Genomic DNA, 19,290 nt, shown 5'->3' with positions numbered 1-19,290 from the left:
CCGAACCCGCACCGCCGCCAGCTCCCCAGCCCTCATACAGCCAGCGAACTACCGAACACCCGACGTGACAAGACCGGCTAACAAAGCACTACTAGCGCGTGTCTCTGTGGCTACGTCGGACGTCCCGGTGGTCCCGTTGCCGGACGGGACCACCACGGAGCGGAGCGCGGCAGGGTTGAGGTCGCCAGGCGGCGTGTACTTCCCTCTGTCTCCACAGACTGCGCTGTTCATCGGCCCGCCCGGCACGGCCCCAGCCGCAGACCAGGTTGTCCAGGGCAATGCGCGGCTGGCGCGACAGCTCACGAACGCCACGTTGACCTGGGCTCGGGACTGCCTGTTCCATCACCCCGACGATGACCCTCTCCTCGGATTCACGCTGCCGGAGCCCCGGCGCGGGGAAGTCCGATGGGAAGTTTGGGGCCGGCCTGAGCCTGGCCCTCCGGCCTGACCGCCACGATGGCGGGCCTGCCACGTGCGTTGGTAGGCGGTCTACACCGTGTGGTCGTCGCAGTCGTCGACCCAGCGGGCCAGAAGGCTGAGGGCTCCGAGCCTCTCAAGGGCGTCCTGTGCGGTCATCTCGTCGGTGCCGTGAGCAGAGGTGTTTCGAATGGTCATCTGCGCTCCGGGCGCGAAGAGCCTCAAGCCCGCATTCATCGTCTTCACGCTCTGGTTCGTCGGATCACCAGGCCAGCGCAAGCGGGGTTCTCCCGTCTTCGGCGGCGCTTCGGAGAAGATCTGCTGCCAGAGGCTGGTGGCGGGCACGTCGTGGCGGCCGGTACGGGACTGGACGTGCGCGACGAGCGCCTCCGCCGCCGAGGCGACGGCTTCACGATAGTGCTCGTTCCTCCAAAGCCGGGATGCCGCCCCCCACACCAGGGGGTGGAAGTGCTCCGCCCCGGAGACGGAAGGGGCCTGCGCCTCGGCCCGGCGTTCCATCGCCTCCAGGCGCCCCAGCATCTGCTCGCACGCCCCCAAGACGTCGTCCGCCTCCAGCACCGGCTTGGGCAACGTCATAGACGCCCAGGCGGCGATCGGGTCGATCTTGCCGTGCCCTTCGACATGCACGTAGGCGCCCGTGAGGCTGGGGGCGTAGCTGGCGCGGCCAGCCGCCCGCGCCACCTTGGACCGGAGTTCCTTGATCTCCTCCGGGTCCGCGTCATCACGCGGGAACTCCGCCGGTGCCAGGCCACGCCCGAAGTGCTTGTTCGATATGTGGAGGGAGAGGAACTCCTCCACCGCGTCCTTGAAGTCAGCGACTGCCTGGGCGGTCGCCTTCAGGTACTGGGGGTCACGGGATGCGTCCATGGCGCATTGTGACTGAGTGGCCTAACAGTCCGCTATGCGCAGGCCACCCAGTTCGCACTGCTGTCGAGCAGATGGGGCCTGTGGCAAGAAGGCAAAACCCGCTGTCAGAGCGGCAGCGTCGTACTGGAGTGTCGCGCGTAGAGGTCCGCGCTCTCCTCTTCCACCCACACCGTCGGTAATCCCTCACCGCCGGTATTCGGGTCGATCCCGACGAACCGTAACGTCATCGCGTGCTCCCGTGTCGAGTCGGTTGCCCATAGTTGGCCGATGACCGTCCCGCGCGCTGGACCCCTCGGTCAAGAGCGCCGTCCCAACGGTTCGTCGAGTGTCAAGGGCACTCCTCAAGACGGGAGTTGTCTCGCTCCAAAGGGCACTCGTCCGAGCGCCCTGGTGCCCTATCGTCTGCCGGATGAGCGACATCATCCCGGGCATCAAGATCTACGATCCCGCCGATAACCATGGCCACGTCCTGACGTTCGACTACCCGAACGGCGCATACGTCGAGGTGGAGAGACTGAAGGAGCGCGAAGACCCGGACGACCATGATTCGGAAGCCCTCTTCCAGATCACTCTGTACGCGTCCTCTCCGGAGACCGATGAAGACGCCGCGATCATCTGCAATGAGTACCGCATCACCGCGCGGCGCATGACTGAAGCTCTGGCGCAGTGGCGGACGATCCTGGGATAACTCGCGGGACCTGAAAGGGCTGGCGCTCTCCCCTCGCCGAACCCTGAGCGCAGCCGACCTGTGCAGGCAACCTCCAATGCAATCCTCATCCGGCCCTCGCAGGCTCGTGCGACAGGCAGGCGGGCCAGGCTTGCCAAGCCCTTCCAGCATGCCGCGAAAGGTCGGTCCGGAGGGGGTGCTTGGCTGACCCGTCTCTTGCGTCCGGGTAGCGGCCTGCCCGACCGTTTGGGGATCTGCTGTGCAGCTCGGGGGGAGTACGGGTTTGGGGAACAACCGGGTGCGGCTCAGCGGTGGTGCGGCGTGGCAGACGGACTTCCGACGCCGAACCACCGGGCGGGCTACCAGGACCGCGATGGAGATCGCCACGGTCCGCCGCACGCTGAACCACACGCTGACCGAACTGAAGCGAGCCATCGACAGATACGCAGTCGCGGTCGCCGCCGACCTGTACGCCCTGGCCTGGCAGCAGGCGGCCGGAGCTCCACCGAGCGAGACCCGCGAGCAGCGGGCACAGCTGAAAAATCTCAAGGAGATCCTGGGCTCCCGCCAGTGGCAGGAGGAAGAACGGCGCCAGGCCGCCGAGGCTCCCCTGCAGTCCGTGCCTGCGCAGCCCAAGCAGACAGTCCCCGCCGTGCCGCGGATGCGGCCGAACGTCACCCGGGCCGACGAACCTGTCCGCCGGTCTCCACGTCGGAAAATCCAAGCGTCGCCAGCGCCCAGGCGTTCCCCCGCACCGCTCCCAGCCCCTGTCCCGACATCGGAGCCCACACCGATTCCGGTCCCGGTCGTGAAGGCCCGCCCGCCGTGCCGGGAAGAGCCGGCGCTCCTGGAGGCCGGACAGCTGTGGGAGTTCGCGACCGAGTTGCGGCCGCTGCTGGAGAAGACCGCCCGAGCCGGCTCTACTACGACCTGGCCCCAGATCCACAAGCGCCTGCCGGGCTTGCCCCGCCTGCACGCCTACGACCAGTGATGCTCCTGTGGCTGGTCGACGAAGACGGTCGGAGGGGAGAGCCTCTCCTGTCCGCGCTCGTCACGGTCGGAGACCGCCAGATGCACCCCCGGTTCACGGCCGTAGCCGAACAACTCGGCTGGACGAACCCCGTCGGCACCCGTCCGCACACCGCATGGAGCTACGAAGTCCTCAGGGTCCACCAGCACTGGCGCCACCGACGCTGAACCGACCGGGTCGCGGCCCTGGACAAGCCCCCCTCGGGCGGGCTCGCCCAGACGATCAGGACTAAGGGGTGCCGGACCAGGGTGGTGGTGAGCTTGCGGGCCCTGGCCGTGGGTCAGCCGCTTCGCGGCCGTCGCGCAACGAGCCAGGGGCGTTCCGTCCGGGTAGGTGTCGGTGTCGGTGTCGACGTGTTCGTACATACAGCCGAGGCCGGGAGCTCCGTCATGGTCTCCTGGGTGCGCTCGTCGAGGTCGGCCCACGCGCGACGTCTACCCGCCGAAGACCGCGTTGTAGGCCTGCTGGCCTTGCTGGCGCGTCGTGGTCAGGGCGGTCGATGCGGCCTTGGCTCGCCGACCGACCGTGGCCCGGCCGACGAGTCGGGAGCAGGAGGCTCAGCGGGCCAGTAGGTCCTGGATCGCCGCCGTGATCTCGTCGGGTGCCTCTTCGGCCATGAAGTGCCCGGCGCGGGTCAGCCGGTGGTCCAGGTCCGGCGCCCACGCCTTCCACACCCCGGCAGCGTCGTAGCCCAGCTGCGCGCCCCAGTCCTGCTGGACGACCGTCACGGGCATGGCCAGCTGCGACCCGGCGTCCAGGTCCGCCTGGTCGTGCAGGACGTCGATGTCCGCCGAGGCTCGGTAGTCCGCGACGATCGAGGTGACCGCCGCGGCGCTCGCGCGCAGGTATTCGGCACGCACATCTGAGGGCATGGCGGTCGGGTCGTTGGCCCAGGCGTCGAGGAACGAGCCGAAGAACGCGTCCGCACTGCCTGCGATCATCGCCTCCGGCAGGCCCGGCGGCTGCGCCATCAGGAAGAGGTGGTAGCCGATCGCCGCCGCGGTGCCGTGCAGGACGTTCCACATGTCGAGCGTCGGCACGATGTCGAGGATGCCCAGGTGCGTGATGGTCTCAGGGTGGTCCAGCCCCGCCCGGAAGGCGACCAGGGCGCCTCGGTCGTGGCCGACGAGGGCAAAGCGTTCGTGGCCGAGCGCCGCCGCCAGGGTCACGACGTCGGCGGCCATGGTGCGCTTGGCGTACACATCGGGGTCGGTGGCCGCGGGCTTGTCACTGGCGCCGTAGCCCCGCAGGTCAGGACAGATCACCGTGTGCTCGTCGGCGAGCCGCTCGGCGACGTGTCGCCACATCAGGTGGGTCTGGGGAAAACCGTGCAACAGCACGACAGGGCTGCCGCTGCCGCCGACAGTGGCAGCCAGCTCAACACCGCCCGCACCGGGCAGGCGGACGTGATCGAAGCCGGGAATGGTGAGCGTCATGCGGGACCACCCTTTCGGGTCGGGGACTTGACCGGATCAGCCTGGGCGCCGGTGATCAGCAGCCGGCCCCGGGCGCGGAGGACGTGAGGGTGTTGAGCCAGCCGGTCAGCAGGTGGTTGATCTCCTCGGGGCGTTCCTGCTGGATCCAGTGGCCGCAGCCCTCTACGAGGTGGGAGGCGGTCAGGCCGGGGAGGGTGGTGGGGAAGGCGTCGATGGCGTCGGACATCCAGGTGGTGGAGGCGTCCAGGGCGCCGCCGATGAACAGGGACGGCTGCTTGATGGGGGCTCCGCGGTGGGGGGCGAGGTCTTCCCAGTCGCGGTCCATGTTGCGGTAGCGGTTGAGGGCGCCGCTCAGACCCGTGCGCTCGAACTCTCCGGCGTAGACGTCGAGGTCGTCCTCGGCCAGCCAGGCCGGGAGGACGCCGGCGGGAAAACGGTCACGGAGCCGGCCGCCGTGGGCGACGAAGTGCGGGTCGGGCTCGTCCTGGGCGGGCATGGTGTCGGCGGACAGGGCGGCGTAGAAGCCGGCGAGCCAGCCGCGGACGTCGGGCTCGATCTCCGTCTCGGCGCGGCCGGGCTCCTGGAAGTAGGAGACGTAGAACTCCTGCTCGGGGCCGCCGATCCGGCCGAAGATGTCGGTGGGGCGGGGGCCGCCGGGTGGCGCGTAGGGGATGCTCAGCAGGGCGACGGCCCGGAAGACCTCGGGGTGGAGCAGGGCGGAGGTGGCCGCGATGTTGGAGCCCCAGTCGTGGCCGACGACCACCGCGTTCTCCTCGCCGAGGGCGTGCACGAGGGCGACGTTGTCCTCCACCAGGTCCAGCATCCGGTAGGCATCGGTCGCCGCGGGCTTGGCGGAGCGGCCGTAGCCGCGCACGTCGAGCGCCACCGCCCGGTAGCCGGCCGCGGCGAGGGCCGGGAGCTGGTGGCGCCATGAGTACCAGGACTCGGGGAAGCCGTGCACGAGCAGGACCAGCGGGCCGGTGCCCTGCTCGACCAGGTGCAGGCGCCCGGCAGGGGCCTCGACGGTGCGGTGGCGGAGTACGGCGGACGGCTGCATGGGGTCTTCTCTCGGTTCACGGGTGGACGCGGATACCCGTCGATCATGCGGCGCAGCGGCCGTCCACCGCGACTACCCTTGCCAGTCTGGCAAACTTGCAGGTCAGGGTGATGGAGGCGGCACGTCCCGGAAGGGGGGCAGCGCGGGTGACAGGCGACGACGTGGCCGACACGCTGGCGGCGATGGGCCCCCGGCTGCGGGCCGCACGCGAACACCGCGGCTCCACGCTCACCGGCGTCAGCTGCGCGACCGGCATCTCCCCGAGCACGCTGTCGCGGATCGAGACCGGCCGGCGCAAGCCCACCCTGGAAGTGGTGCTGCAGCTGGCGAAGGAGTACGGCGTCTCCCTGGACGAGCTGGCCGGCAACGCTCCCGCCGCCGAGCCTCGCACCTCCGCGTTCCGGCGTGCCGGCGACGACAAGGCGGTGCTGCCGCTGACCCGGTACGTCGGGGGCCTGCACGCCCACAAACACGTCCTGCCGGCCGTCCAGGAGCCGCCGGTGCGGCCCCGTCAGGTCTCCCACGACGGCTGGGAATGGCTGTGCGTCCTGTACGGGCAGCTGTGGCTCGCGCTCGGCGACCAGGACCTCGTCCTGAGTGCCGGAGACGTCGCCGAGTTCGACACCCGCAATCCCCATGGGGTCGCGAACGCCGGCCTCGGCGGCCCGGTCGAGTACCTGATCATGTTCGGGCCGCAGGGAGAGCGCCTGCGACCGCGCACCCCGCCCGCCCCCGGCCCCAGGGCCCGGTAGCAAGCAGCGAACTCACACCCGGCTCCCGGGCCTCGGGGGCGGTCTTCTTCGCCATGGCGGGGAGCCCCTGCCCTGTCTGCGCATCGCGGACGGACCGGAGGGCAAGCCCGCAGTACATGCCCGCAGATTCCGGGAGCCCGGCTGTGCGCGCGTCAGCAGGAGGCGGGGCGGAGTCGCAGATGCGTGATGTTGGCGTGTGGGGGACGGTGGAGGCTACGCCGTCGGATCCCGAGGAGCGCCATGATCGTCAAGTTGCTGCACGACAAGGGCCTGCGGAGCGAGCACGCGTACACCGTCGCCTGCCTGACCATCGGGCTGTCCGTCGCCTCATGGGCGACATCGATGAAGGTGGAGCCGACGGGCATCGACCGGGCGGACCGGTGGGGCATCTTCGTCGCCACCTGGCCGGCTACCTGGTTCGGCCTCGGCCTGGCACTGGCCCAGTACGAAGGCGCTCAAGACCTGGCCGAAGACCTGCACCAAGAGATGTAGTCACCGACCAGGGCCCGACCTGCTCCGCACGGTCGGGCCCTGGCTTGCGGCAGGAGCCAGATGTCCGCAAGTGTCGTGTCCTGTCGGCGCCGGTCCTCGTTGTCCCGGCTGACGCGTGCCTTTTCCGTCCCCCACGGAGGCGCGTAAGGAGGGGCTCCTGCCGCGCCCGGCCTGGGGCCCCTCACTCCCCCGTTCACACCGCGCCTGAAGAGCGCGCCTCATTCGGCCCCGGGACACGCCGGGCCACGATGGAATCCCGCAGGCCCGAGCCTCCGGGTGACGGGAGAGAAACTTGATCAACGTGGACGTCCAGCACTGCGGCAGCTCGGTCCTGATCAGCGCCGACGGCACACTCGACGAGGACGCGGGCGAAGCCCTCCTGCAGGCCCTGGACCACGTCAACGCCCACGAGCGGGACCTCCTGGTGGACCTGCACGGCGTGACAGACATGGACACCGACGGCCTGTTCCACCTCCTGGACCTGCACCGGCGCGCGGAGCACCTGCGCCTGAGGGTCCTGGTCACCGGCTGGCAACCCCAGCCCCAGCAGGTCATGGCCGAGGTGGTCGGGATCCCGGGGCCCGGCGCGGCCACCGGGGAGCGGTACGCAGTGGCGGGCTTCCGCCGGCTCCTCGCGGACCGGACCCAGCGCGCACGCGACCACGCCGACTTCGCCGCGGGCTGGCTGCCCCGCGCCTAGGTTCTGTCTCTTTGGTCAGCGTCGGGTGCAGATGAGGATGCTGGCGAGGTGGAGTGCGGCCTGGTAGGCGATGGCGAGTTTGTCGGTTCGTGTGGCCCATGCCGCGCCACTGCTTGCATCGGTTGATGCACCGCTCGACGGTGTTCCGCTGCTTGTAGACCTCGAGGTCGAAGCCTGGCGGTCGGCCGCCTTGGCGACCCCGCCGCAGGCGGTCTGGTCGGACGGCTGAGGGATGACCGCCCGGATTCCGCGGCGCCGTAAGTGGCTGCGGATGGCGCGGGATGAGTACGCCCGGTCGGCCGGCACGGCGAAGGGCCTCGTTCGTGGTCGGCCAGGCCCGCCGCGGGCAACGCGGATGCGGGACATCACCGTCTCGAAGGTGGGTGCGTCACCGGCCTGGCCTGCAGTGACGACGAAGGCCAGGGGGCGTGCCCCGCCGTCTGCGGCGAGGTGAACCTTGGTGCTCAGCCCGCGCGGGAGCGTCCGAGTGCGTGATCGGCGGGCTCGCCCGAGCGAGCCGCCCCTTTTTGCGTGCGCCTGCGGCGTGCTGGTGGGCGCGGACGACGGTGGAGTCCACCGAGACCGTCCAGTCGATGTCGTCGTCGGCGTCCGCCGTTGCCAGGACGGAGGCGCGGATCTTCTCCCAGGTGCCGTCCACGGCCCATCTGATCAGGCGTTTGTGTGCGGTCTGGAACGGGCCGAGCTCGTCGGGAAGGTCCCGCCAAGGCGAATTGGCGCGGTACTTCCACGCGATGGCCTCAAGGGTGCGGCGGTGGTCGGCCCACCGCCGGCCCCGGACCGGATCGGCCGGCATCAACGGCTCGATCCGGTCCCATATGACATCAGTGATCACTAATCGGACGGACACATCCGATCAACTGAGCAACCCATCAAAGAGACACGCGCTAGTGGTGCCGGGCCCGCCCGCCCGTGTTGTGGATGAAGCGCTGGAGCACCTTGAGGGTGGTCAGGTACTCCTCGTCCGAGATGCCCGCGTGCCGCTCGTCCCGCAGCCGCTCCTGGAGGGCCGCCGCCTCCTCGTAGAACTTCCGGCCCTCGGGGGTCATCCCGAGGCGCTCCCCGGCGTCCTGGGTGATCCAGCCGCGGGCGATGGTCGTGTCGATCTCCTCGCCCAGGGCCTCCTCGCCCAGGGCGAGGTAGCCGCGCAGGACCGCGGTCACCTCCGCCCGGGTCCTCCCCTCCTCGGCCACGGCCACCTGGGCCAGGACCCACCATTGCGGCTGGGTGGTGCCGATCCCGGCGAGCGCGCTCCGGGTGCGGGCGACGACCGCGTCGTAGGCGGCCCAGCTCCAGTAGCCGATGGGCTGCCGGACCAGTTCCGCGTCGCTGTGCGAGTACTCCATGGTGGATCCGCTCCGTTCGCTGCTGTTCGTCGCCCCGACGGACAAGACCCTATGACCCGAAGGGCACTTGAGGTCTAGTCCGCCGTTCGCCGATCCGGACCCGGGCCCCGGCCCCCGCCCCGCAGCCGCCGCAGGAGCGCCGGGCCCGCGCTGATCAGCAGGGTCAGGCCCACCGCCAGCGCCACGCCCTTCCACGGCTCCGAAAAGAGCGAGCCGCCCAGGATGCCGATCAGGCCGTACGTCGCTGCCCAGGCCAGGCACGCGGGGGCGTCGCCGCGGGCGAAGCGGCGGGGCGGCATCTGTGCCAGCAGGCAGGCCAGCATCACCGGGATCCGGCCCGCCGGGACCAGCCGGGAGAGCACCAGCACCATGACCCCGTGCTCGTCCAGCCCGGTCTGCGCCTGCTCCAGCCGTTCGGGGGTGGCCCGGCCGCGCAGTTCCGCCAGCCAACGCGAGCCGTTGCGCGAGCGGACCCCCCGCCGCCCGAGCCAGTACAACGCCATGTCCCCGGTGAACGCGGCCAGGGCCGACACCGCGACCACCAGCAACACACCGAAGGGCAGCGACTGGTGATGGAACGCCACCACCGCGGCCGAACTCACCAGCGCGCCCGTCGGGATCACCGGAACCAGCGCGCCCAGAGCCACCAGCACGAACAACGCCGGGTAGCCGACGGCCTGCTGGGTGGTCTCCGGCGGCACCTGGCCGGCCGCCGCCGCGAGCTCGCGCCACGTCACGGCAGCCGCACCCGCTCGCCGTGCCCGGGGACCCGTACGGCCACCTTCGGTGCCAGTTGTCCGGCCCGGCGCTCGAACTCCGTGCCCGGCGCGTGGAATTCGTGCGGCCGCACGGCGTCCATGCCGACGGGCCAGTACGTCCCGTAGTGCACCGGCACCGCCGCCGCGGGCGCGAGCCGGGCCAGCGCCTGCGCCGCCCGCCCCGCGTCCAGGTGCCCCGGGCCCAGGTACGGGCCCCAGCCGCCCACCGGCAGCAGGGCCACGTCCACCGGCCCGACCTCCTCGGCCATCGTGTCGAACAGCCCGGTGTCCCCGGCGAAGTAGGTCCGTGCCGAGCCCTGGACCACGTACCCGAGCGCGGGCGCGAGGTGCGGCCCGAACGGCAGCCGCCGCCCGTCGTGCCGCGCGCTGACCGCCCGGACCCGTACGCCCTCCCGTACGCCCTCCCGTACGGTGACCTCCTCGCCGGGCGCCACCTCGGTCACCCGCAGCCCGCGCAGCCCCGCGGCCCGTGCCAGCCCCGGCACGGCCCGGCGCGCCCCGCGCGGCACCAGCAGCCGGGTGCCGGGTGCGAGCCGCTCCAGCGACGGCAGGTGCAGATGATCGGCGTGCAGGTGCGACACGAGCACCACGTCCGCCACCGCGGCTTCGGCCGGTGGCAGCGCCCCGCGCCGCCGCCGCAGGTGCGCGAGCCGCCGGGCGAACAACGGGTCCGTCAGCAGCCGGACCCCGGAGTCCTCGACGGTGCACGTGGCATGACCCCACCAGGTGATCTCCACCGGCACCCGGCCCTCCCTCCCTCGGCCCCCGCCTCGACCTCGGCCACGAGCCTAGATGCTGCCCCGAGGATCCGCCCGGAACCGGAAGTGCCGGGCCCCTCCAATCCGGCGGCGGATCGGAGTAGGGTCCGGCGGCATGGAAGAGTTGCGCGTGGCCGCGATCACCAGCCTGGCCCCGCTCGAAGACCTGGACGTCGACCCCTTCGCCGTGGACACCCGCGGCCAGCACGCCATGTGCGCGCGCTGGGCCGCCGACCGGGGTTACGTCGTCACGAGGCAGTTGCTCGTCTACGGGCTGCGCGCCGACCACTGCGGGCTCTGGTCCGACGTCGACGCCGGACAGGTCGACCTCTTCGTCGCCGCCAACCGCCGGGTGCTGGCCCGCGCGCTCCGCTCGGTCGAGGAGTTCACCGCCGAGTGCGAGCGGCGCGGCGTACGGGTGGAGACCGCCGGGGACGCCGAGCCGCAGTACACCTCCGCGATGAAGGCCGAAGTCCACCGCAGGCTCTCCATGCCGACCGCCGGCTACGACGGCACCTGACCCCCCGCCGCACGCCGTCCCGCCGTACGCGCCGCGCGCCGTCCCGTTCAGCGACGGCCCCCTCCGCACTCCGGTGCGCCTCCGTTCCGCCCGGGCGGCCGGCCCCGGCTGTGCGAGCCTGGAGGCGGGACGGGGCTCGCGGGAGGTGGCGGCGTGTGGCGGGGACGGTGGCGGACCGCGGGCAGCGCCCTGCTGCGGGTGATCCTCGTCTGGGCGGCGTCCACCCTCACCATGCTCGCCTTGGCCGGGATCCTGCCGGACTTCCGGCTCCAGTCCGACGACGGTGACAGCATCACGCAGATCGGGCTGACCGCCGCGTGGGGCGCGGGAGCCTTCGGTCTGCTGAGCGCGGTGGTCTGGCCCGTGCTCGTCCGGGCCCTGCTGCTGGTGCCCGCCCTCGTCCTCGGGCTGCTCGTCTTCTTCCTGAACGGCTCGCTCCTGCTCATCGCGCTCGGCCTGATCCCCGCCTGGCGGGGCGAGGCGGCCCCCGAGACCGCGGTGGTGGTGGCCGCCGTGATGTCCGCGGTGGCGTCCGCCACCTCCACGGCGCTGGCGGTGCGCGACGACGAGGCGTACCGGCGCCGTCTCTACCGGCTCGCCGACCGGCGTCGCCGCAGGCAGCGCGGGGCGGGCGCGCCGGGGGCCGGCGAGGCCCCGCCCGGCCTGGTCTTCCTCCAGCTCGACGGGGTGGGGTACGAGGTGCTGCGCGGCGCGTGCGGCAGCGCACTGATGCCCACCGTCGCCGGCTGGCTGGACCGCAGCCACCGGATCACGCCCTGGCGCACGGACTGGTCGAGCCAGACCGGCGCCAGCCAGCTCGGCATCCTGCACGGCTCCAACTTCGACGTGCCCGCCTTCCGCTGGTACGAGAAGGACACCGGCGAGGTGATGGTCTGCAACCGGCCCACCAGCGCCGCCGAGCTGCAGCGGCGGGCCGTCGCGCGCACCGGGGACGGCGGGCTGCTCACGCTCGACGGCGCCAGCCGGGGCAACCTGTTCAGCGGGGGCGCCGACCAACTGGCCCTGGTGCTCTCGGTCTCGGCCCGGCGGGGCCGGGCGAACCGGTCCCGCGCGGGCTACTTCGCGTACTTCTCCGATCCGGCCAACGCCGTCCGCACCGCCGTGTCCTTCGTCGCCGAGGTGGCCCGGGAGATCGGCCAGTCGCTGCGGGCGCGGATCCGCGGGGACCGGCCCCGGGTGTCGCGCGGCGGCCTGTACCCGCTGATCCGGGCCTTCGCGACCGTGGTCGAACGGGACGTGGTGGTCGCGGCGGTGATCGGCGACATGCTCGCCGGCCGCGCCGCGGTCTACGCCGACCTCGTCGCCTACGACGAGGTCGCGCACCACTCCGGCCCGCGCGGCCGGGACACCGACCAGGTGCTGGCGCGCCTGGACCGCAGCCTCGCGCTGATCGCCCGGGTCGCCGAGCACGCCCCGCGGGAGTACCGGATCGTGCTGCTCTCGGACCACGGCCAGAGCCCGGGCGAGACCTTCCTGAGCCGCTACGGACTGACCCTGAAGGACCTCGTCCGGGCGGGCTGCGGGCTGCCGGTCTCCCGCCGGGCCGGCCGGACCCGCAGTGGCGCCGAGGCCCGGGCCGCCGTCCTCGCGGCCCTGCACCGGCCGGTGGAGGAGGGGGAGGAGGCCCGCCCGGGGCCGGGGTCCGACCCGGTGGTGCTCGCCTCGGGCAATCTCGCGCTGATCTCCTTCCCGGACGTTCCCGGCCGGGCCTCGCGCGAGCGCGTCGAGCGCGCGCACCCCGCCCTGCTGGCGACCCTGGCCAACCATCCGGGCGTGGGCTTCGTGCTGGTGGACGGGGTGGTGCTGGGCCCGGGCGGGGCGGTGGCCCGGCTCGACGTGCCCGGCGAGGCGGAGGAGCTGCTGGCCCCTTTCGGCCCCGGCGCGGCGGAGGCCGTCCGCCGGACCGACGCCTTCCCGCACGTGGCCGACATCATGGTGAACTCGGCGTACGACCCGGACACGGGCGCGGTACACGCCTTCGAGGAACAGATCGGCTCGCACGGCGGCCTGGGCGGGGAGCAGGGGCACCCGTTCCTGATGTGGCCCACGGTGCTGTCGGACCCCGCAGCGGACCCGGAACCGGCAGCGGGAGCGGGAGCGGCGCCGGCGGGGGAACCGGTGGGCGCGGAGGCGGTGCACGGCGTACTGCGCCGCTGGCTGCGGGAGGCGGACGGCCCGCAGGTCCCGCTCGGCCTGCGGCGGGAACCGGTGCAAGATCCCCGGCCGGAGGGTGCCGGCGACGCAATCCTTCCTTCCGCCGGGGTGCCCGTGCGGGACGAAACGCGCTGATTTGGTACGTACCGTGCGGTGGCGGAGCATGTGTCGACCTGCCCAGCATGTGAGACACCCAGAGGCGCACCACCGATGACCAGCACGATATCCACCGCGACCCCGACCCCGGGCTCCGCCCCGGCCCCCGCCCCGGGCTCCGCTCCCGGGACGGCCGAGCCCCGCCCGCGGGGCGAGCGCCGCTTCGGCCTCCCCGTCGCCACCTGCCTGGTCATGGGCAACGTCATCGGCGGCGGGATCTTCCTCCTCCCCGCCTCGGTGGCCCCCTTCGGCACCATCAGCCTCGTCGCCTTCGCCGTGCTCACCCTCGGCGCGATCGCCCTCGCCCTCGTCTTCGGCCGGCTCGCGAACCGGCACCCCCAGACCGGCGGACCGTACGTCTACGCCCGCGCCGCCTTCGGCGACTTCGCCGGTTTCCTCGCCGCCTGGAGCTACTGGATCACCACCTGGGTCTCCAACGCGGCGCTCGCGGTGGCGGCCGTCGGCTACATCGGCGTCCTCTTCCCCGCCGTCGGCGCGCACAAGTGGTCCATGTGCCTGGCCGCCCTCGGCGTGCAGTGGCTCCCGGCGCTCGCCAACCTGGCCGGCACCCGCTACGTCGGCGCCGTCCAACTGGTCTCCACCGTGCTGAAGTTCGCCCCGCTGCTGCTGGTCGCCGTGGGCGGGCTGTTCTTCTTCGACCCCGCCAACCTCGGCCCCTTCCAGGCCACCGGCCAGAGCGCGGTCGGCGCGGTCTCCGCCTCCGCCGCGATCCTGCTCTTCAGCTACCTGGGCGTCGAGTCCGCCGCCGTCAGCGCGGGCGAGGTCCGCGACCCGGAGCGCAACGTCGGCCGGGCCACCATCCTCGGCACCGTCGGCGCCGCCACCGTCTACCTGCTCGGCACCCTCGCCGTCTTCGGCCTCGTCGCCCACGAGAAGCTGGTCGCCTCCGCGGCCCCCTTCAGCGACGCCGTCAACGCCATGTTCGGCGGGACCTGGGGCGGCACGCTCGTCGCCTGCGCCGCCGTGATCTCGATGGCCGGCGCGCTCAACGGCTGGACCCTGCTCAGCGCGCAGACCCCGTACGCCGCCGCGAAGGACGGGCTCTTCCCGAAGGCCTTCGAGACGAGGAAGCGCGGCGTTCCCGTGACCGGAGTCCTCGTCACGGTCGTCCTCGCCTCGGCGCTGACCGTCTACAACTACACGGCCGGGTCCCCACGCGTCTTCGAGGTGCTGGTCCTCGTCACGACCTTCACCGCGACGGTCCCGTACCTGCTCTCCACCGCCGCGCAGATCTACTTCCTGGCCTCGGGCCACCGGGAGCGGGTCCGGCCCGGCCGCCTGGTCCGCGACGCCGTCCTCGCCTGCCTGGCGTTCGCCTTCTCGATGTGGCTGGTCGCCGGTTCCGGCTACGCGGCCGTCTACCAGGGCGTGCTGTTCCTCTTCGCGGGCGTGCTCGTGTACGCCGTGATGGCCGCCCGCAAGCAGCGCGCCAGCGTCTCGCCCGCGGGGTAGTCCCGCGGGGGAGACGCGCGGGGGTAGCGTGGAGGGAGAAGCCGCCCAGGGGGGCTCCAGGGGGTCGCCGTGTCCGCGATCAGCAAGAGCATCGACATCGACCGCACGCCCGAGGACGTCTACGCGTACGTGACGGACCCCACGCACCTGCCGGAGTGGCAGGACAGTGCCCTGTCCGCCGTTCCGATGGGGGACCTCCCGGTCCACGTCGGTTCCCGGGTCCTCGTCACCCGGCGCATCGGCAGGCGGAGGATCCCCACGACCATGGAGTACACGGCCATGGACCCGCCGCGGAGCTGGCACCTCCACGGTGTCGACGGGCCGGTCCGGCCCGACGTACGGGGTTGGATCGACCCCCTCGACGGCGGGACCCGCTCGCGCGTCACCCTCTCCGTCGACTTCGAGGGCCACGGCATGGGCCGGGCCCTCGTCCCCCTCGTGGTCAAGCCCGTGGTCCGCAAGGAGATGCCCCGCGGCGAGGAGAAACTCAAGCACCTGCTGGAGCACCCCGCGAGCTGACCGGACGCACGGCGCGCCCCCGGCATGCCGCGCATCGCCGGGGGAACACCACCTGCCGTCTAGGCCGTCTCTCCGGATCTTGCCTCGCCCGCGCCGCCCGGCACCGCACCTCGCCGTGTTGGCGGAGCACCCCAGTACGTCCAGTACAAGGGCGCCCCGCCAACACGCCGATGCACGGCACCGGACGACGCGGGCTTGACCGGCAAGATCCGAAAGAGACGACCTAGTCGAGGTAGTCGCGCAGCACCTGCGAACGCGACGGGTGGCGCAGCTTCGACATGGTCTTGGACTCGATCTGGCGGATGCGCTCACGGGTGACCCCATACACGCGGCCGATCTCGTCCAGGGTCTTCGGCTGGCCGTCGTTGAGGCCGTAACGCATCGAGACGACGCCCGCCTCACGCTCCGAGAGCGTGCCCAGGATCGACTGGAGCTGCTCCTGGAGGAAGGTGAAGGACACCGCGTCCGCGGGCACGACCGCCTCGGAGTCCTCGATGAGGTCACCGAACTCGCTGTCGCCCTCCTCACCCAGGGGGGTGTGCAGGGAGATCGGCTCGCGGCCGTACTTCTGGACCTCGATGACCTTCTCGGGGGTCATGTCGAGTTCCTTGCCCAGCTCCTCCGGAGTGGGCTCCCGGCCGAGGTCCTGGAGCATCTGGCGCTGCACGCGGGCGAGCTTGTTGATGATCTCGACCATGTGGACGGGGATGCGGATCGTGCGCGACTGGTCGGCCATGGCACGCGTGATCGCCTGCCGGATCCACCACGTCGCGTACGTGGAGAACTTGAAGCCCTTGGTGTAGTCGAACTTCTCCACGGCGCGGATCAGACCGACGTTGCCCTCCTGGATCAGGTCCAGGAAGAGCATGCCGCGGCCCGTGTAGCGCTTGGCGAGGGAGACCACGAGGCGGAGGTTGGCCTCCAGCAGGTGGTTCTTCGCCCGGCGGCCGTCCTCGACGAGGATCTCCAGCTCGCGCTTGAAGGCGGGCTTGTGGTCCTCCTCCTCTTCGAGCTTGTACTCGGAGAAGAGACCCGCCTCGATGCGCTTGGCGAGCTCCACCTCCTGCTCGGCGTTGAGGAGCGGCACCTTGCCGATCAGCTTGAGGTAGTCCTTGACGGGGTCGGCGGTGGCGCCCGCCACCATGACCGTCTGCGCCGGGGCGTCGTCCTCGTCGTCGTCGGACAGGACGAAGCCCTGGGTGCCGCCGGCCTTGGGGGCCTCTTCCTCGGCCTCGTCGGCCAGGTCCTCGGCGGCCCAGTCCTCGCCCTCCACCACGGGGGTCTCGCCCTCGTCGGCGTCCTTGGCGCTGGTCTTCTTCGCCGCGGCGGTCTTCTTCACGGCGGTCTTCTTGACGGCGGCCTTCTTGACCGTGCGCTTCTTCGGCTCGGCGGCGGCCTCGGCCGACGCCTCCTCCGGGGCGGCGGCGGCCGGCGATGCGGATATCGCCGAAGCCGTGGCCGTGGCGGTGCCGGCGGCCGAGGTCTTGCGCGCGCCGATGGGGCGCGGCGCGGCGGCCGCCTTCTTGGCCACGGTGCGGGCCGGGGCGGCGGCAGCCTTGCGGGGCTTCTTCGCGGCAGCCTTGGTGGCGGGCGCCGCGCTGACGTGGAGGGCGACACCCTCCTCGTCCAGGACCTGGTTCAGGCTGCGCAGGACCCGCTTCCACTGGTCCACCGGGATGCGGCCGGCCTCGAAGGCCTGGCGCACGTCGTCACCGTTGATGTGACCCTGCTCGCGGCCGCGCTCGACGAGCGCGACCAGGGCCTCGGATTCGGCGATCTCCGGAGGGAACGTACGGGACGGGCTGAGCGACACAAGGAGCCTCTCGTTGCGAACAGATAAGGGGTGGGCGGGACATCATCGCGCGAACTCGGGAAACAGACCCGAGGGGGGTCTGTATTCCGGGCCGCGCGAGGACACCTGTCGGTTCATCGCATGCCCGAGTCGATTCGTTACGCGCTGAATTGAGTGACCTGCGCCACGCTGTGGCCGCGCAACCGATTCGGCGTGGATCCGTCCACCCCCCTTTCAGCCCTTTTTGCGGGCCTCGATCAGGAAGCGGGCGGTGTGCGCGACGAACGGACCTTCGCGTTCGATCTGTTCGTGCAGCTCGCGCAACCGGTCCCGGTACTGCCCGACCGTGAAGCCGGGCACCATCCAGATCACCTTCCTCAGAAAGTAGATCACGGCTCCGATGTCGTGGAACTCCGTGCGCAGACGTTCGGACCTCAGATCGACGACTTCGAGGCCGGCTTTCGTGGCCTCGGCGACCGCGTCGTCGGGGTGCCGGCCGCGCCGGACCTCCTCCGGCTGCGGGCCGAGGAAGTACTCGACGAGCTCGAAGACGCTCGCCGGGCCGACCTGCTGCGAGAGGTAGGTGCCGCCCGGCGTCAGCACGCGCGCGATCTCCTCCCACCAGATGGTCACCGGGTGCCGGCTGGCCACCAGCTCGAAGGCCTCGTCGCCGAAGGGCAGCGGGGGCTCGTCGGAGTCGGCGATCACCACCGCGCCCAGCGGGTGCAGCAGCCGGGTCGCCTTCGCGACGTTGGGCGGCCAGGACTCGGTGGCGGCCATCAGCGGGGGCAGGGGCCCGGACCCGGCGAGGACCTCGCCGCCGCCGGTCTGGACGTCCAGCGCCGACCGGACCCGGGACAGGCGCTCGGCCAGCAGCCGCTGGTAGCCCCAGGAGGGGCGCTGCTCGGTCGCCCGGCCGTCGAGCCACGAGAAGTCCCAGCCGTCCACGGAGACGGACTCGGCCTCGGCGACAAGATGGTCGAAAGTGCGCGTCATGTATCGATCGTCCCAGGTCGGGCGCCGGTCATCCACCGGATATGTCGACTACAGTGGGCGGCGGGCCGTGACTGGCGTTCGGGTGGATCACCACCGGGGAGCGGCCCGGCGTACCGGCGGGCCTCCGACCTCCGGACATCCGCTCCCGGGGCCTCCCCGGGACCTCCGGTACGTCGACTGCCGCGCGCCTGGGCGAACCGCGATCCGCAGCGACGTTCAGGAGACCCCGTGACGACTGCCCAGACTGCCCAGCCCGCCACCGGCACCGCCCGCCTGATGGACGGCACCGCCCTCGCCCGCCGCATCTCGGAGCAGACCGCCGCGTACGCGGCGAAGATCACCGAGCGCACCGGCACCGCCCCCTGTCTCGCCACCGTGCTGGTCGGCGAGGACCCGGCGTCCGTCACCTACGTGCGCATGAAGCAGAACCGCTGCGCCAAGGCCGGGATCACCTCCCGCCACGTCGAGCTGCCGGCCACGACCACCACCGAGGAGCTGGTGGCCACCCTCACCGCGCTCTCCGAGGACCCCGAGATCAGCGGGATCCTGCTCCAGCACCCCGTCCCGCACCACATCGACGAGCGCGCCGCCTTCGAGGCCATCGCCCCGGGCAAGGACGTCGACGGGGTCACCATGCACTCCTTCGCCGCCATGGGCTTCGGGCTGCCGGGCTTCGTCTCCTGCACCCCCGGCGGCATCATGCGCCTGCTCGCCGCCTACGACGTGGACCTGACCGGCAAGCACGCCGTCGTCGTCGGCCGCAGCGCCATCCTGGGCAAGCCGGCCGGGATGCTGCTGCTGGAGCAGAACGCCACCGTCACCTACTGCCACTCCCGCACCGTGGACCTGCCCTCGATCGTGCGCCAGGCGGACGTCCTGGTCGCCGCCGTCGGCAAGGCCGAGTTCATCCGGGGCGAGGACATCAAGCCGGGCGCCGTGGTCCTGGACGCCGGGTACAACGAGGGCAACGTCGGGGACGTCCACTTCGAGTCCGCCGCCGCGCGCGCCTCGCTGATCACCCCGGTGCCCGGCGGCGTCGGCCCGATGACCATCGCCGTCCTGCTGGAGCAGACCGTCCGGGCGGCCGCCGCGCAGGCCGGGCTGGACCTCGCGGAGCTCTGACCCCACCGCGCGTACGCCGGACGCCCCGGGCCTTCGGGCCCGGGGCGCTCCGCTGCCCAGAGACGACCTAGGTCGTCTCTTCCGGATCTTGCCTCGCCCGCCCCGCCCGGCACCGCACCTCGCCGTGTTGGCGGAGCACCCCAGTACGTCCAGTACGAGGGCGCCCCGCCAACACGCCGATGCACGGCACCGGACGA

General features: G+C 71.9%; 18 protein-coding genes and 1 pseudogene. 10 read left to right on the top strand and 9 right to left on the bottom strand.

Going from position 1 to position 19,290, the window contains the following annotated elements:
* Positions 1-489 precede the first annotated feature (489 nt).
* A complete protein-coding gene (locus ACFYP3_RS34890; RefSeq protein ID WP_388841752.1) occupies positions 490-1,305 on the bottom strand; it encodes a TIGR02391 family protein in 816 nt (271 codons plus the stop codon).
* 409 nt (positions 1,306-1,714) lie between these two features.
* On the opposite strand from ACFYP3_RS34890, the gene ACFYP3_RS34885 reads away from it, so the two are divergent.
* A complete protein-coding gene (locus ACFYP3_RS34885) occupies positions 1,715-1,993 on the top strand; it encodes a hypothetical protein (RefSeq protein WP_388841749.1) in 279 nt (92 codons plus the stop codon).
* A 352-nt stretch (positions 1,994-2,345) separates the two neighbouring features.
* Positions 2,346-2,963: a hypothetical protein gene (locus ACFYP3_RS34880; RefSeq protein ID WP_388841746.1), complete on the top strand. Its 618-nt coding sequence runs from the start codon at positions 2,346-2,348 to the stop codon at positions 2,961-2,963.
* Positions 2,964-3,559: 596 nt separating this feature from the next.
* Here the strand turns inward: ACFYP3_RS34880 and ACFYP3_RS34875 are convergent.
* Together ACFYP3_RS34875 and ACFYP3_RS34870 are read right to left on the bottom strand one after the other, a co-directional pair.
* Positions 3,560-4,438, bottom strand: coding sequence for an alpha/beta fold hydrolase (locus ACFYP3_RS34875; RefSeq protein ID WP_388841743.1), 879 nt, complete (start codon positions 4,436-4,438; stop codon positions 3,560-3,562).
* 55 nt (positions 4,439-4,493) lie between these two features.
* Positions 4,494-5,495 carry an alpha/beta fold hydrolase gene (locus ACFYP3_RS34870; protein ID WP_388841740.1) on the bottom strand — a complete coding sequence of 334 codons (1,002 nt, stop codon included), beginning with the start codon at positions 5,493-5,495 and terminating at the stop codon, positions 4,494-4,496.
* Positions 5,496-5,641: 146 nt separating this feature from the next.
* On the opposite strand from ACFYP3_RS34870, the gene ACFYP3_RS34865 reads away from it, so the two are divergent.
* The 3 genes from ACFYP3_RS34865 (at position 5,642) to ACFYP3_RS34855 (ending at position 7,439) form a co-directional block, all read left to right on the top strand.
* Positions 5,642-6,247, top strand: coding sequence for a helix-turn-helix domain-containing protein (locus tag ACFYP3_RS34865; protein ID WP_388841737.1), 606 nt, complete (start codon positions 5,642-5,644; stop codon positions 6,245-6,247).
* Positions 6,248-6,487: 240 nt separating this feature from the next.
* A complete protein-coding gene (locus ACFYP3_RS34860; protein WP_388841734.1) occupies positions 6,488-6,739 on the top strand; it encodes a hypothetical protein in 252 nt (83 codons plus the stop codon).
* Between the two features lie 301 nt (positions 6,740-7,040).
* Positions 7,041-7,439: an STAS domain-containing protein gene (locus ACFYP3_RS34855; protein WP_388841758.1), complete on the top strand. Its 399-nt coding sequence runs from the start codon at positions 7,041-7,043 to the stop codon at positions 7,437-7,439.
* Between the two features lie 15 nt (positions 7,440-7,454).
* Here ACFYP3_RS34855 and ACFYP3_RS34850 read toward each other — a convergent pair.
* The 4 genes and pseudogenes from ACFYP3_RS34850 to ACFYP3_RS34835 form a co-directional block, all read right to left on the bottom strand.
* A pseudogene (locus ACFYP3_RS34850) lies at positions 7,455-8,253 on the bottom strand (IS5 family transposase).
* Positions 8,254-8,344: 91 nt separating this feature from the next.
* Complete coding sequence (locus tag ACFYP3_RS34845; RefSeq protein ID WP_388841731.1) at positions 8,345-8,803, bottom strand: MarR family transcriptional regulator; 459 nt, start codon at positions 8,801-8,803, stop codon at positions 8,345-8,347.
* A 74-nt stretch (positions 8,804-8,877) separates the two neighbouring features.
* Positions 8,878-9,540: a DedA family protein gene (locus tag ACFYP3_RS34840; protein WP_388841728.1), complete on the bottom strand. Its 663-nt coding sequence runs from the start codon at positions 9,538-9,540 to the stop codon at positions 8,878-8,880.
* Positions 9,537-10,325: an MBL fold metallo-hydrolase gene (locus ACFYP3_RS34835; RefSeq protein ID WP_388841725.1), complete on the bottom strand. Its 789-nt coding sequence runs from the start codon at positions 10,323-10,325 to the stop codon at positions 9,537-9,539. The genes ACFYP3_RS34840 and ACFYP3_RS34835 overlap by 4 nt, the downstream gene beginning before the upstream one ends.
* A 130-nt stretch (positions 10,326-10,455) precedes the next feature.
* Here ACFYP3_RS34835 and ACFYP3_RS34830 point away from each other — a divergent pair, with 130 nt between their 5' ends.
* From ACFYP3_RS34830 to ACFYP3_RS34815, 4 genes are all read left to right on the top strand, one after another.
* Complete coding sequence (locus tag ACFYP3_RS34830; protein WP_388841722.1) at positions 10,456-10,860, top strand: hypothetical protein; 405 nt, start codon at positions 10,456-10,458, stop codon at positions 10,858-10,860.
* A gap of 153 nt (positions 10,861-11,013) precedes the next feature.
* The gene (locus ACFYP3_RS34825) at positions 11,014-13,170 is read left to right on the top strand and encodes a phage holin family protein (protein WP_388841719.1); all 2,157 of its coding nucleotides are present in this window, start codon (positions 11,014-11,016) and stop codon (positions 13,168-13,170) included.
* Positions 13,171-13,245: 75 nt separating this feature from the next.
* A complete protein-coding gene (locus ACFYP3_RS34820; protein ID WP_388841716.1) occupies positions 13,246-14,664 on the top strand; it encodes an amino acid permease in 1,419 nt (472 codons plus the stop codon).
* A 69-nt stretch (positions 14,665-14,733) separates the two neighbouring features.
* Positions 14,734-15,183: an SRPBCC family protein gene (locus ACFYP3_RS34815; protein ID WP_388841713.1), complete on the top strand. Its 450-nt coding sequence runs from the start codon at positions 14,734-14,736 to the stop codon at positions 15,181-15,183.
* 223 nt (positions 15,184-15,406) lie between these two features.
* Here ACFYP3_RS34815 and ACFYP3_RS34810 read toward each other — a convergent pair whose 3' ends face one another.
* Positions 15,407-16,996, bottom strand: a complete 1,590-nt coding sequence (locus ACFYP3_RS34810; RefSeq protein ID WP_388841710.1) for an RNA polymerase sigma factor — start codon at positions 16,994-16,996, stop codon at positions 15,407-15,409.
* A gap of 213 nt (positions 16,997-17,209) precedes the next feature.
* Positions 17,210-17,971 (bottom strand): SAM-dependent methyltransferase, encoded by a 762-nt coding sequence (locus ACFYP3_RS34805; protein WP_388841707.1) that lies wholly within the window; start codon positions 17,969-17,971, stop codon positions 17,210-17,212.
* A 276-nt stretch (positions 17,972-18,247) separates the two neighbouring features.
* Here ACFYP3_RS34805 and ACFYP3_RS34800 point away from each other — a divergent pair, with 276 nt between their 5' ends.
* Positions 18,248-19,093, top strand: coding sequence for a bifunctional 5,10-methylenetetrahydrofolate dehydrogenase/5,10-methenyltetrahydrofolate cyclohydrolase (locus ACFYP3_RS34800; protein WP_388841755.1), 846 nt, complete (start codon positions 18,248-18,250; stop codon positions 19,091-19,093).
* Positions 19,094-19,290 lie beyond the last annotated feature (197 nt).

The organism is Streptomyces sp. NPDC005533, from assembly GCF_042871845.1.
GTDB lineage: Bacteria > Actinomycetota > Actinomycetes > Streptomycetales > Streptomycetaceae > Streptomyces.
This window is presented reverse-complemented; position numbering and strand designations above follow the sequence as displayed.